At 56.2% G+C, this 14,188-nt stretch carries 10 protein-coding genes; 1 reads left to right on the top strand and 9 read right to left on the bottom strand.

The window, feature by feature from the left end; genetic code table 11:
- Nucleotides 1-146 precede the first annotated feature (146 nt).
- The 8 genes from FE784_RS24335 to FE784_RS24300 form a co-directional block, all read right to left on the bottom strand.
- Nucleotides 147-1,481 carry an ABC transporter substrate-binding protein gene (locus FE784_RS24335; protein ID WP_139604856.1) on the bottom strand — a complete coding sequence of 445 codons (1,335 nt, stop codon included), beginning with the start codon at nucleotides 1,479-1,481 and terminating at the stop codon, nucleotides 147-149.
- A gap of 31 nt (nucleotides 1,482-1,512) precedes the next feature.
- On the bottom strand, nucleotides 1,513-4,275 hold the full coding sequence (locus tag FE784_RS24330; RefSeq protein WP_139604855.1) for a DUF4838 domain-containing protein: 2,763 nt from the start codon (nucleotides 4,273-4,275) through the stop codon (nucleotides 1,513-1,515).
- Between the two features lie 293 nt (nucleotides 4,276-4,568).
- A complete protein-coding gene (locus FE784_RS24325) occupies nucleotides 4,569-5,450 on the bottom strand; it encodes an AraC family transcriptional regulator (RefSeq protein ID WP_139604854.1) in 882 nt (293 codons plus the stop codon).
- A gap of 320 nt (nucleotides 5,451-5,770) precedes the next feature.
- Entirely contained in the window at nucleotides 5,771-6,646 is an 876-nt protein-coding gene (locus tag FE784_RS24320) for a metal ABC transporter permease (RefSeq protein ID WP_139604865.1), read from the bottom strand.
- A gap of 2 nt (nucleotides 6,647-6,648) precedes the next feature.
- A complete protein-coding gene (locus FE784_RS24315; protein ID WP_139604853.1) occupies nucleotides 6,649-7,584 on the bottom strand; it encodes a metal ABC transporter permease in 936 nt (311 codons plus the stop codon).
- A gap of 7 nt (nucleotides 7,585-7,591) precedes the next feature.
- Entirely contained in the window at nucleotides 7,592-8,362 is a 771-nt protein-coding gene (locus tag FE784_RS24310) for a metal ABC transporter ATP-binding protein (RefSeq protein ID WP_139604852.1), read from the bottom strand.
- 37 nt (nucleotides 8,363-8,399) lie between these two features.
- Nucleotides 8,400-9,344 (bottom strand): metal ABC transporter solute-binding protein, Zn/Mn family, encoded by a 945-nt coding sequence (locus FE784_RS24305; RefSeq protein WP_139604864.1) that lies wholly within the window; start codon nucleotides 9,342-9,344, stop codon nucleotides 8,400-8,402.
- Between the two features lie 266 nt (nucleotides 9,345-9,610).
- A complete protein-coding gene (locus FE784_RS24300; RefSeq protein ID WP_139604863.1) occupies nucleotides 9,611-11,638 on the bottom strand; it encodes a peptidoglycan D,D-transpeptidase FtsI family protein in 2,028 nt (675 codons plus the stop codon).
- 202 nt (nucleotides 11,639-11,840) lie between these two features.
- Here FE784_RS24300 and FE784_RS24295 point away from each other — a divergent pair, with 202 nt between their 5' ends.
- Complete coding sequence (locus tag FE784_RS24295) at nucleotides 11,841-12,146, top strand: hypothetical protein (protein ID WP_139604851.1); 306 nt, start codon at nucleotides 11,841-11,843, stop codon at nucleotides 12,144-12,146.
- Nucleotides 12,147-12,156: 10 nt separating this feature from the next.
- Here the strand turns inward: FE784_RS24295 and FE784_RS24290 are convergent, their stop codons facing one another.
- Complete coding sequence (locus tag FE784_RS24290) at nucleotides 12,157-14,181, bottom strand: peptidoglycan D,D-transpeptidase FtsI family protein (RefSeq protein ID WP_139604862.1); 2,025 nt, start codon at nucleotides 14,179-14,181, stop codon at nucleotides 12,157-12,159.
- Nucleotides 14,182-14,188: the final 7 nt, after the last annotated feature.

Genomic DNA, 14,188 nt, shown 5'->3' with positions numbered 1-14,188 from the left:
AGGTTGAAACTTGGGAGCCAAAACTCGCTCACAAGGCAATTACCTTCTTCCACTGCATTGGTCTACTCTTAGTTGGTTCTTTCCTTCATCTTATATAGACGGATTTTACGAATGGACGAACCCGCGACAATCTTCATGTTTTGCGTTTACTTGCCCGCACTTTTCAATTCCGCCACCGTTTTATCCGCCAATGCCGCCGTTTCGCGCATAATCGTATTCACGTCTTTTTGGCCTTTTACCATATCGGCTATAGCGGTCGAATAAATGCGCTCGACCTGCAGCTCGTACACCGACCTGTAGGAGACGGGAGCCAGCTTGTTGTAGAACACGCCCTTCCAGTTTTTATCTTTAAACTGGCTTTCCTGTCCGAACGCCGCCTTCACCGATTCGTCCTTCAGCACAGACAATACGCCTTTCTTCGAATTGGCCGTCTGGGCTTCCAGCGATGTCATGAACTTGATGACCTCCATGGCGGCGTCTTTGTTTTTGGCCATCGACGTAATGCTCATGCTTACCGCGGCAGGCTGTCCGCCGACTCCGTTCATTTCCTTGAAGGTAGGGAAGGCCACCATATCCCAGTCGATCTTCTCCAGCTCCTTCGGCACGGCGATCGGAAATTCCGAATGAAAGTGAAGCATCGCGATATCTTTCGAATTCGTGAAGCCGACGCGGGTCGGCAAACCGTTTTTGGCCAGTGTCCACGTTTTCAGGGCGTTGTCGGAATCCGTATCGAGAAATACGGTCTGGAGCATCTTCTTCCACGTCTCTCGCTCGAACGTCGATTTCCCCGTCTTCTCGTCCAAATACGGCTCGGAGAACGGATTCATTTTAAGCGAGAATTGCTGCGAGCCGACGAAGCCGAAATATTGGACGCCCCCATCCTTCCGCGTCAGCTTCTGGGACATGCCCTTCATTTCATCCCAGGTCATCCCGTCCTTCGGATAGGCGACTCCGAATTTATCGAATATGGCCTTGTTGTAGTACACCATCGGCACTTGAAGACTTGTCGGCAGCATGTACAGCTTCCCGTTCCCGGCCTTGCGGATCCCCTCGATAATGGAAGGCTCGAACCGCGCCAAATCCACTCCGTGCTTCTTGGCCAGCTCCTCCATATCGTATTGAATGCCATAATTCAGCAGCGGCTCCAGCACATAATCGAACACGTTGTAAATGATGTCGACGCGCTTGCCCGACGCAATCAAATCCGGAATCAGGGCGCCAGGCTCGGCACGCGTATACTTGATCGCGTAATTCGGGAATTTGGCTCTCAAAGCGTCGCCGAACTTGCCGTTGAAGCTTTCCTCCGCTTCTCCGGAATTGCTGTAAAAAATAAGCTCGACAGGCTCTTCCTGTTTTGGCGATGCGCCCGCCCCGGCATTTGGAGCCGGATCGGCTTTGCCGGAACCTCCCCCGGTCGAGCATGCCGTCAACAGCGAGCCGAGCAGCATCGGAAGCAACGTCCGTCCAATTCTTTTGTTCATCGTTTAACCCCTTCTTGTACATGTCATTGTCTCAAGGCACTTCCTCAATCGAAACATCGTCCAGCCAGGCGGGACCGTCGGTTTGCTGGTCCGATTTGAAATAAATCGACACAAACCGAGCCGTCGGCGCAGCCATAAAGGAAACCTCATACGGCGTCCAATCGGAATCCGGCTGTGCGCCGGGGTGCCACGCATAACCGATGCTGCCGTTCGCAGCGTTGATTTGCCTGACGCCCAGTGATACGTTGCCAGTCATCGAACCGTTTTTGATCCAGCCTTTTACTTTGTAGGCTTGACCCGGTACGACCGGTATCCATTTCGATACGGCGGTATAGACGACATGAAAGGCGTTCGCCGGTTCCGGGTCCAACCGAATCGACCGGCTGCCGCCGTGCGCCGTACCGGAGTCCCACACTCCTCCCGCCGCCTGCCACCCGTCGGGATACGGTCCGTCCGGCGCCGCCGTCTCGAAGCCCGGATTGTACGCTGCGGGCGGCTTCTCCCGAACGGCGACGATGCGATCCACGTACAGATTTTGAATCGCTCCGGAAGCGGAGGGCTGGAACCACAAATACTGGACGGACAACTCCGGATTGTACTTGTAGGTCCACGGTATTTCGACCGCGCGATACTCTCCGTCCGACACCTCGCCGAACGTTACGCCCGCAGGCGCCGACACCGTCGGATATAAACCGAACCGGAAAGCTCCGGCTCCGGGCGAGCCGCTGCCGGGGTCCACTCTCGCATAAGCGTACAGCTTCCATCTGCCGTCGCGGGGGAGACTCGTGTTGTTCAGTTGAATGCCCCAAGCCGTCGAGCTGCCGCTCAGTCGGGCGGCGGCATGATCGGACGCTTTTCCGTCATACACCGCGGTCGCCCCGGACAGAAGCCGGAAATCGATATCTTGCACGTCGATCCAGTCCTCGGCAGGCATATTTTGCACGATATCCGGGACGGGGGGCGCGATGCGCTCCAGCTCCAGCAGCTGATACAGCTGCTGAATGTCGCCATTGTCGATCCGAAAGCTCGGCATGTTCTGCGTGAGACTCTTGAACCTTTGCAGCCGGTTTGCGACGTCAAGGCTCCAGACGATATTGCGTTCGTCGGCTTCGTGCGCAAACTCGGCGCGTCTGTGCAGGATGATCAGGTCCGCGCCGGTTCGCATTCTTTGCACCCGATTCAGAGCGGCGGGGTCTCCGGATACGGCGGCTTCCGCCTGCCCGAACAGTCCGTCTGCCTGACGCATCGTCTCGAAGGACAGGTAGGGCGAAGCGATCGGCGTGGAGATCGTCAGCGTGGCGCCGCTATCCGCCAGCGACTGATGGATAAGCTCGATATACTCACCGATATAAGGAGCCGCGGCCCCATAGTAACCGTTCACAAATTCCGCGATTAAATCGTTGACGTCCTCATCCGGGTTCCACAGCAATCTCGCCCCGACCCACGTGCGCAGCTCGTCGAACCCGACGCCTACCGGTCCGCGGGCGCCGCCGGTCTGCTGACCGAAATACCCTTTAACGGCAGGATATTGCGCAATATGCTTGATCGTATCCGCCATGGCGTACAGGTTCGGATAAGGCTGCAGGTAGCCGCCTCCGTTGAAATTGGTCAAATAATCCCAGACGACGAGATGATCCGATATGGCGGCCCACTTTGCAATCTGCTGCCCATACCGCTCATTGCCGGCACTATCGATCGACTGCCCGTGATCTTTGTCAATAGGGGCAAGCGTCACTACGACGTTGTCCGGCAGCGTCAAGCCGGTCGGCGCGGGATAGCTGAACTGATAGGCGAGCGTGCCGATGCGCGCTTCGGGAATTTGCGCCCTGACCCGGTTGGCCGCGTCGCCGATCATATCTATAATCGGCGCGGCCAAACTGCCGCCGTGCGCCTCCGCGAACGATCTGCTTTGCGGATCGGGGTTCCACGTCGTATCCTGCTGGCTGAAGCCGTAGGACGGGTCCAGCCCCCCCGCCTTCCTCTGCGCAATTTTCCCGATCAGACTTTCGGCGGCGATGCGGCGGACGTCTTCGTTCATGGCCAGCAGCTGACCGCCGGAATGATAGACGGCATCCGTAACGAGAGCATGAAAGTTGTGAACGCCTGTCGGCACATAATCGGACCAGCTGTCGAGACCGGGTACGGATGCGACCTGCGCGCGGTAATGGGATTTCCCGTTCAGCAGATTGTGCGCCCGGAACTGCTCGTCATTCCCGTCATTTACAAACATTTCGCGGTATTGGAACCGCGGGACTTGCAAATCGGAATCCACGCTTACCTGCAATTTCCTCTTGTCGGGTACGAACGTGTACGTCGGGGAGAACCATTTCACGCCGACATAGCGGTCCAGGAAATAATTTACGCCGTTCATCGTCCCGCGCGAGCCGCTGCCGGCGATTACGATACGGGAGCCTGACGAACGGATAACAAAGCCGTCATCTCCGAGCTGGCCGTTGGAAAGCTCGGGCACCAGCGCATCCGTCACGGGATGCTTCCCTACGATCAAGGCAGGACCTTCAGGTGTCCCGTCGCTGATCGTTAGCCCGAAAGGAGCTCCGGCGACCTGCGTCAAATAATCGACGAGCTCCTGCGCCGCATGCCGCACGGTGGCATCTGCAGTCGAGCCGACATACACGCTGTACATCACATTGCCGTTATTGGCGAGCATCGCTTTTTTCCCGTTTCCGTGTTTTCGTTCCAGCCATGCGCCTCCCTCCGCAAACGCCAAGCTGTAAAAGACGGACGTCACCGCAACGAGCAGCAGCATGCCGACGATCACTCTTTTTCTTGTCACCTGGGTCACTCCTGTTCGAGAACGAAATGGATTGCCGTGCGACTTCCGGACCCTGTCATATAAGTCCACCTTCGACTGATTGCGCCATGCGGTGCATCCCGACTATGCCGACCTGCTCCCGTATCCTCCTTTCGTCCGATCGGCATGACAACGCTTACGATGAACGCCCTGCGTATCACCTACTATATAAAAGCCCCTCCGACGGTTCCATTGCCGTGGCGGACTTTTACTTTGCCGATTGGGTCATGTTTGCAACGAAGAACAAAAAAAACTCCGCATCGCTCGCGGAGTTTTTATCGATTCAGTTCCCGGTATTTCCCGGGAGAACGGCCGACTTCCCGGGTAAACGATCTGCTGAAGGAGGCCGCATCCTCATAGCCTACCAATTCCGCGACAACGTTTATTTTCTCGTCCGTTTCCACAAGAAGACGCTTCGCCTTCTCCATCCGAATCCGGTGAACGTATTCGATCACGCTCGATCCGATGTGCCTGTTGAAATGCCGATTCAGCTGCCGGACACCGATATAGAACAGCTCGGACAGCAGCGGCAGCGTAATTTTCTGGTTATAGTGCCGTTCCACGTATCCGCATACCCGGCGGACCAGAAGCTCGCTCGGCGAACGTTTGTCGGCCTTGTTTTTCCGCTCGTTATAGTAACGGGACAGCAATATGAACAGCTCGGTCATCCTCAGCTGGACAAGCGCCTGAAAGCCGGGGCTTTGCCCGACCATCTCGTGATGCAGCTCCTCCAATATCCCCTTCGTCTTATCCGCCGTCACTCCGCGCAAGTTCAGCTTGTGATAAAATCTGGCATCCCGGTTCAGGAACGGCTGGACGTAGAAAAAATCGAGGGAATCGGAAAGACGCAGCTCTCGCAACAAATAAATCGGAATAAAGCCGGGCTCGAACAAGCAGTTGATGACCTGAATGCTCTGCCCTTCCCCGATCACGTAACCGTGCTTCTCGCCGGGGTTGATAATGAACACGTCCCCTTCGCCGATCTCGTAGGAAATGTCCTGAAACAAATGGGTCGCCTGTCCTTTGGCGACGTAGATCAATTCCACGAATTCGTGACCGTGCAGGAGCGGCATGTCCCGTTCATCGTGGCGGTTTCGCTGAATCCAGAAAGGAAAGTTGCGCGGATGCTTGTATTGGTTCAACGATTTAATCAACATGCGGCGCACCCCTTTTACCGTCGTTTCAAAAAAATGGCAGCGTTTCCTAAGACGTATGCTTCGACTATACGGATGACCCGCCCGATTTGTCAATCGTGGCTAATCGACCGCTTGTACGGAAAAAGACCGAATCGGCATATGAAAAGTCCACAATTCCCATGTCCGGAGTCGAGTTGCCCATGCTATGGTTAAATGGTCGCGGCTTTCCGGTCGTAATAACGCCAAAAGCCGCGAATCCGCGGCTTTTGGCTCCTCTATTAAGCTGTCCGTCCCTGTATGCGACTATGTCGTGCTGCAACCCGCTACGAAACGTTCCCGCATCACACCGCCACCCGCGACCGACGCTGACGAAGCAGCTTCCGGACGACGCCATGGCTCGGGCTGAACAGGAAGGCCAGCACGAACAGAATACCGGCTACGGTGACCATGCAGCCTGCGATCGAGGCGTCCATCGCGTCAGCAATGAAGTAGCCGATAACCGAGCTGGCTATGCCGATCAGCACGCTGTACAGCATCATGACTCCGAGACGCTCGGTCAGCAAGTACGCCGTGGCCGCGGGCACGATCAGCATGCCGACGACGAGTATTGCGCCGACGCTTTCGAACGAGGCGACGGTCGTTACCGAAACGAGACCCATCAGCATGTAGTGGAACAGCGCCACGGGTATGCCCACGGCGGCCGCCATGGCCGGGTCGAACGCGCACAGCTTGAACTGCTTGTAGAACATGCCAAGCACGACCCCGCTCAGAACGAGCACCGTACCGACCATCCATACCGCCTTCGGAATGTCCAAGCCCAGCCAGCCTACCGTATCCAGACTGACGAAGGCGATTTCGCCGTACAGGACGCAATCCAGATCGAGATCGACCTTGCTCGCGAACATGCTGACCAGCAGGACGCCGACGGAGAACAAGGCGGTAAAGACGACGCCGATCGAAGCGTCCGATTGCACGCCCCCTTGCTGGAACAGTTGAATCAGGAACACCGTCACCAGCCCGATGACGGCTGCGCCGAACAGCATCGCGACCGAATCGCGAGAGCCGCTGATCAGGAAGGCGATGACTATGCCCGGCAGCACCGAATGACTGATCGCATCTCCGATCATCGCCATGCGGCGAAGCACGAGAAAGCTTCCGAGCAAACCGCAGGCGGCGGCCACGAGGGCGCCGGTCAACAAAATCCATACATCGCCCATGTTCATGCCGTTCCCCCCCGTTCCACCGGCCGCGATTGAATTTCGGCTTTCGTCTGGCGCTTTACCGACGCGCGAAGCAGCAGCTTCGAGACGACGCCGCGCTTCGGCGCGAACAGCACCGATAGGACAAACAAGCTCGTAGCGGCCAACACGCTAAGCGGTCCGGTCGGCAAATGATCGTCCGCCGTGCTGATCAGCGTGCCGATCATTCCGCTCAAGCCCCCGAACAGTCCGGACAACGCCACCATAACCCCGAGACGCTCCGTCCAGTAACGGGCCGAGACGGCCGGAGTGATCAGCATCGCGGCCATAAGTACGACTCCGACGGCCTGAATCCCCACTACGACGGCCACGACGATGAGGAACATCATCAGCTGGTCCAGAAACGCCACCGGAAGCCCGAGGCCGCGGGCAAAGCCGGGGTCGAAGCTGAGCAGCTTGAATTCTTTGTACAGCAGCGCGCAAGCGCCGACCAGCAGGCAGGAAACGATCGCCATCGTAATGACGTCCGAGCGGACCATGCCCGCCGCCTGCCCGAACAAAAACTTGTCGAGACCGCTCTGGTTGCCGCTGTCGCTGTGCTGGATTTGCGTCAGCAGCACGATCCCGAGTCCGAAGAAGACGGAGAGCACGATGCCGAGGGCCGCATCCTGCTTGATGCGCGAGTGGCGCGTAATGTATCCGATGCCGAATGTGGCGATCAATCCCGCCACGGCGGCGCCGATCAGGAAAAACAAGATCGACTTCGAGCCCGTCAGCATGAAGGCGATGCAGACTCCGGGAAGCGCCGCATGCGCGAGCGCGTCGCCCATCAAGCTCTGCTTGCGAAGGTAGGAGAAGCTGCCCAATACGCCGCTGCTGATGCCGAGCAGCACGGACGCTATCAAAATCCACTGGACGTTCGGGTCTTGCAGCAATTCGATCGCTGTGCTCACCATCCGTTTATCACCTCGATGTCATGACGAGCGCATCCGGAGTGCGATCCAGCACCGCCAGACGGCCGCCGTATGCGGTTTGCAGATTGTGGGCCGTAAATACGCTCTCCGTCGGGCCGATATCGATCAGGCTCACGTTCAAGAGCATCACCCAATCGAAATACTCCTTGACGGTAGATAAATCGTGATGGACGACGAGTACGGTCTTGCCTTGCTTCTTCAGCTCGTTCAGCAGCGTTATGATCGCCTTTTCGGTAGCCGCATCCACGCCGACGAACGGTTCATCCATAAAATACAGCTTGGCGTCCTGTGCCAGCGCCCTCGCCAAAAAGATGCGCTGCTGCTGCCCGCCGGACAGCTGGCTGATTTGCCTGCCGGCGAAATCGGCCATGCCGACCTTCGCCAAGCATTCCATGGCGATGCGCCGTTCGGTCATCCCCGGCCGTTTGAACCAGCCGAGATGTCCGTACCGTCCCATCATGACGACGTCGAGCGCGCTGGTCGGGAAATCCCAATCGACCGATTCGCGCTGCGGCACATAACCGATCATCTTGCGCTGCTGCGCATAAGACTTGCCGTATATGAACACGTCGCCCCGCACTTTCGGGATCAGCCCGAGCGACGCCTTGATCAGCGTCGATTTGCCTGCGCCGTTCGGTCCCACGATCCCGATCAGCTTGCCTTCCGGCACCTCGAACGTGATGTCGTCCAGCACCGGCTTCCGCTGGTAGGCGACCGTCAAGCCATTAACCGAAAACGGGGTATCCTCGCTATGTCTCATTGCCCGTTCCTCTCCTCTCCGTTGTACGCCAAACCGATTATTTCAATGCGTTTACGATAATATCGACATTATGCCGCACCATACCGATATATGTTCCTTCGACGGTTCCCTCTTCGCCCATCGCGTCGGAGAACAGCTCCCCGCCGATTTTCACTTCGTGGCCTTTCTCCTTGGCTCCGTCCACGACCGCCTGGATCGTCTTCTTCGGCACGCTCGACTCGACGAATACGGCTTTGATCTTATTGTCCACGAGGAAATCGCGCAGCTTCGACACGTCCTTCAGCCCTGCTTCCGATGCCGTGCTGATCCCTTGCAATCCTGTCACCTTGATGCCGTATGCCGCTCCGAAATAGCCGAAAGCGTCATGTGCCGTGACGAGCACGCGGCTTTTCTCGGGAATTTGCGCGATTTTCGTCTTCGTCTCCTCGTGCAGCTCACGCAGCTTTTTCAAATACGTCTCGGCATTGCTGCGGTACGCGTTCGCATTGGCGGCGTCCTGCTTGATCAGCTCGTCGCGCACGGTCTCCGTCGCGGCCATCCAGTTGCGCACGTCGAACCAAATATGCGGATCGTACTCGGTGGAGCCGTCATCCATACCCCGCAGCACCGACTTGTCGATATTGCGCGATACCGCAACCGTCGCCTTCTTCTCGCTTTGCTTCTCCAAAATGCTGGCCATTTTCCCTTCCAGATGAAGGCCGTTGTAGAATACGATGTCGGCCTCGGTCAGCTTGTCGATATCGCCCTTCGTCGCCTTGTACAGATGCGGGTCCACGCCGGACTTCATCAGTCCGATCGCTTCGACCTTGTCGCCCCCGACGTTCCTGACGATGTCCGTAATCATGCCGATCGTCGCCGTCACTTTGATCTTGCCTTCCGCCCCGGTGAAAGCCGATTTGGAATTGGCGCACCCCGCCATCGCACTAGCGGCTATTACTAGCAGCATCCCATATAAAAACCGCCGTACAGCCTTGCTTCGCATTATTTTCCCGATCACTTTCCGCCAACCTCCCGCTTCTCGTTCATGATGAAAGTCCCGTTCTCGAATAACCCATTCATGGCCGTTTTTCTGATGTGTTCGCAATGTTGCCCTTGTCTCCAAAAGTTGTGTACGACCTGTTTTGTTGTCTCTAACCTTCTTTTTTTATTATATACAAATAAGTTTCCTTGATGCAACATTTATTTTGAAAAAAAACGCTTGTCAGCGCAAGCGTTTTGTAATGTATTGTCCTCTATATGCTTTTTCGATTACGGTTCCGGATTCGGATTCGGCGTACCGGTCAAGCCGATTGCGCTGTCGTAGGCATCGAACATTTGACGCGCAATCGGAGCCGCGCCCCGCGCCCCGAACCGGCCCTCGGGCACGACTACGGCGACGGCCAGCTTCGGTTTGTCGGCGGGCGCATACGCGATGAACACCGCATTGTCGATATCTTTTCCTGCAACGGATTGCGTCGAGGTGCCGGTCTTGATTGCTACCCGGTAAGGGAAATCTTTGAATTTCTCGGCAGAGACGAGCTCCATTCCTTTTTGCACGACGTCCCAATAAGCGTTCGGATACGATTCCTCGTTCAGGACGACAGGCTCGAACTGTTGGACGACCTGATCGTCCTGGGTCGTAATTTTGTCGACGAATTGCGGCTGCATCCGCTTCCCCCGGTTGCCGAGCATGGCCGTGAATTGGACGAGCTGCAGCGGCGTATATTTGCCGAGCTGTCCCCATGAGGCACGGACCAGCGCAGCTTGCGGACTGTATTTTTTGGCCGTGTCGAGATAATCTTTCAGTCCCGCCGTCTCGCCGGGCAGCCCGCTGCCGGTAAGGACGCCGAGCCCGAATTTCTCCATGTAGCCGTCCCAGATGCCGACCCCGTCCGTTCCCGGCCGGAAGTACAGCCGATTGCCGATCAGCGCCGACATGAACGTATTCGAGGAATATTGGATCGCCTGATAAGCGGTAATCGGCCCGTTCGATTTACCGTCCGAATTGGACAGACGTTCCCGGTTGTCTTTACCATAGAAAAATGTTCCGGTATCGTTATACACCTCGTTTGCCGTGAGCAGCCCTTCGTTCAGACCGATCAGCACGGTGAGCGGCTTGATCGTCGAGCCCAAATAAACGAGAGAGGTCGGATGCTTGTTTAATTCCTTCTGTTCGGCATACGGAGGTCGAACTTCGCTGATCGCTCCGTTGCGGACAAAGTACTGGTTATTTTTGTAGTAATCGGGCTTCATGCCGCCATACCAATTGTTCGGGTCGTAATCCGGATAACTGGCCATCGCCACGACCTTGCCCGTATCCACCTCCATCGCTACGGCGTAGCCGGTTATCGCATTGGGGGCATACGTCCAAGAATCCCGGGCCGGACTGCGGATATATTCCAAATGCGTGCGAATCGCTTCCTGCGTAGCGAGCTGGACGTCCTTGTCGATGGTCAATATCAAGTTGTGTCCCTTATCCGGCTTCGTCAACGTGACCGGGCCGATAATTTTTCCCGCCGCATTGACCGGATAGCTCTTCACGCCGTTTTTGCCGCGCAGCTCCTCCTGGTACATCAGCTCGATTCCGTCGAAGCCGACGTATTCGTTGTCCAAATATCGCTCGGTCGGATCGGTCGAGCCGACCTTGTCCCGATACACCTTCAAGCCGTTCGTCGGATTGCGGGCGGCCGAAAACTTTTTCAAGTAGCCGACGAGCTGGACGGCGATCCGTTTCTCGTTATATTGCCGGATGCTTTCCTCCTGGATCTCGACTCCTTTGAAATCGTCCCGGTGCCAGGAGAAATACACGATCTCCTCCTGCGTCAGGTCGCTTTTGATTTCGCGCGGAATCGAGTAATAGCTCGGAGCTTTCGTATTCTTTTTATCCAGATCGTATCCGACATCCATAAGCGCAATAATTTGCTCGGGCGTAGGCTGTTCGATTTTGGGATCGCCGTATGCGGCAAAAGCTTCGGCGAGCTGTCTGGCGAGCGCGATGACCTCGTCCTGATTGCTTGCGCCCGGCTCCACGGTATAATACAACGACTGCGTCGAGGACGAAGTCGCGATCGGGTAATGGTTCCGGTCGTATATATTGCCGCGTATCGGCGGAATCGCATGCGGCGTATTCGTATACCGCGATTTCTCCTCGGCGTACTGCTCCCCTTGCACCATCTGCAGCAGCGCCAGCTTGACGATCAGGGCGGCGAACAGCAGAAAGGTGCCGAATAAAACGAAGTTGGTCCTTAAAAGGAAATGGTTGCGGCTTGCCAGCCGTTTTTTGGCGGAGTCCCCCATATTCACTTGACAATCGTCTCTCCTTGCCTGAATTCTCAATAGATTAGACGGATGACAAGCCATCGGGGTTACATGATTTGGAAAAAAAGCTATGACCGCATAACCCGCATACGACCTGGAGACCCTTGGATGAAGCGGATGCCACGTGTTGCCGTCAATAGAGGAACTATATTCCGCTATGTTCCCGAAGTCCGTTATACGCTTGAAGATAACGGAACTGACATACGTTATCTCAATCTTTCGGGGTGAAAATGATCACGAACAGCGAAATAGCGGAACGGTCTTCCGTTATTTTGCAATCAACACGATTGCTTGGGTCAATAGCATACTCCAGTTCCGCTATTTGTTGGATTCGCGATCCCGCAAGGCGTCGGCAAAGGCAGCCGGCCTTTCCGAGCATGCGGTACATGCACTTCTGTACGCGAATCTTGCTGTCGAAGAAAAAAAGCTCTCCCGCACCTGCGGCATGATCGCCGCAAGGCTCGGAAGAGCCGATGAATGGCAGTAATGGAATCGAACTACGGGTTCGCTCCCGCATTCGGATTCGGCGTTCCGGTCAAGCCGATCGAACGGTCGTAAGCGTCGAAAATGTGTCTTGCGATCGGCGCGGCGCCGTAAGAGCCGAAGCCCCCCTCCGGCACGACGACCGCAACGGCCAGCTTCGGCTTGTCGGCGGGTGCGTAAGCAATGAACACGGCGTTGTCGACGTCCTTGCCGGCGACGCTCTGGGTCGATGTTCCGGTTTTGGTTGCTACCGTATAAGGAAAACCTTCGAATCCGGATTTGTTGACTTGCTCCATGCCCTTCTGAACCGCATCCCAATACTCTTTCGGAAAATTGACTTCGTTAAGCACTTCGCGTTCGGTCTCTTTGACAAGCTGGCCGTCGTTCGTTTCGATCTTGCCGACGAACTGCGGCTTCAACCGTTTGCCTCTGTTGCCAAGCATAGCCGTGAACTGTGCCAACTGCAGAGGCGTATACCGGCCCAATTGTCCCCACGAAGCACGGGCCAGGGCGGATTGGGAGCTCGCCTTCTGCGCTTCGTGAAAATAGTCGATGACGCCTTTGCTTTCGCCCAGCAAGCCGCTCCCTGTCAGTTCTCCGAGCCCGAATTGCTTCATGTAGCTATCCCAAATATCCAGACCGTTTTGGCGTCCGTACAGCCGCAAGCCGATCATATCCGTCATGTACGTGTTGGAGGAACGGGCGATCGCCGACACCGCGTTAAGCGGCCCCCACGCCCTCCCGTCGGAGTTGCTGATCCTCGTCTTGTCTTTCCCGAATGTCGTAAAGCCGGAATCGTAATACGTCTCGTTTATCGTGATCAGCTTCTCCTGAAGTCCGATCAGAACGGTCAACGGCTTGATCGTGGAACCCAAGTAAACGAGCGACGACGGATGCTTCGCCCGCTCCTTCGCATCCTTCCAGTCTGAAGGCACGTCGCTGATCGCCCCATTGCGGTAATACAGCATAATATCGTTCCACTCTTCGTCGGTAAGCCCTCCGTACCACGTTGCCGGATCGTAGTCGGGCATGCTGGCCATGGCGACGACGTTCCCCGTATCGACCTCCATCGCGACGGCATAGCCGGTTGTAGCATTGGGGGCGTAGGTGTAACGGTCCCTTCCCGGGCTTTTGATATATTTAAGGTGGTCTATGATCGCTTCCTGGGCGGTGACCTGGACGTCCTTGTCGATAGTCAAATACAGATTGTGGCCTTTTTCCGGCACGGTGAGCGAAACTTTGCCGACGATTTTTCCTTCGGCGTTGACCGGGTAGCTCTTCACCCCGTTTTTGCCGCGCAGCTCTTCCTGGTACATGTACTCGATCCCGTCGAAGCCGACGTACTCGTTGTCGAGATATTTTTCCGTCGGATCGGTCGACTTCGCTTTTTCCTGATAAAACTTCAGCCCGTTCGTCGTATTGCGGGCGCCGGAAAACTGCTTCAAGTAGCCGGTCAGCTGGACCGCGATCCGATTGTTGTTGTACTCCCGGATGCTCTCCTCCTGGATGTCGACCCCTTTGAATTCGTCCCGGTACCAGGAGAAATAGGCGATTTCCTGCTGGGTCAAGTCTCCCTTGATTTTGCGCGGGACGGAGTAGTAGCTCGGCTCCTTCGTCTTGTTCTTGTTCATATCGTATCCGACGTCCATCAGCTTCAAAATCTCGTCGGCGGCAGGCTGCGGTTTCTTCGGATCGCCGTTCGCCTTGAACGCCTGCTCCAGCTTGGTCGCGAGCTCGATGACCAGATCTTTGTTTTTGTTGCTCGCGTCGACCGTATAGTAAAGCGATTGCGTCGAAGTGGAAGTCGCGATCGGATAGCTTTTCCGGTCATAGATGTTGCCCCGGATCGGAGGAATGGAATGGGAGCGGATCGTGCTGTTCGACTCTTCCTCGGAATACCGTTTGCCGTCGACGAACTGGAGCAGCGCCAGACGAACGATCAGAACGGAGAACAGCAAAAAGGTGCAGAAGAAGAAAAAGTTGAGCCGGAACGAAAAATGCCGGCGGCGGACTAGCTCTTTTTTGTCGGGGTCTTCCATGTTCACG

Source organism: Paenibacillus hemerocallicola, from assembly GCF_006265175.1.
GTDB classification, from domain to species: domain Bacteria; phylum Bacillota; class Bacilli; order Paenibacillales; family NBRC-103111; genus Paenibacillus_AB; species Paenibacillus_AB hemerocallicola.
The sequence above is the reverse complement of the archived record's forward strand: the minus strand, read 5'-3'. Positions and strand labels throughout refer to the sequence as shown.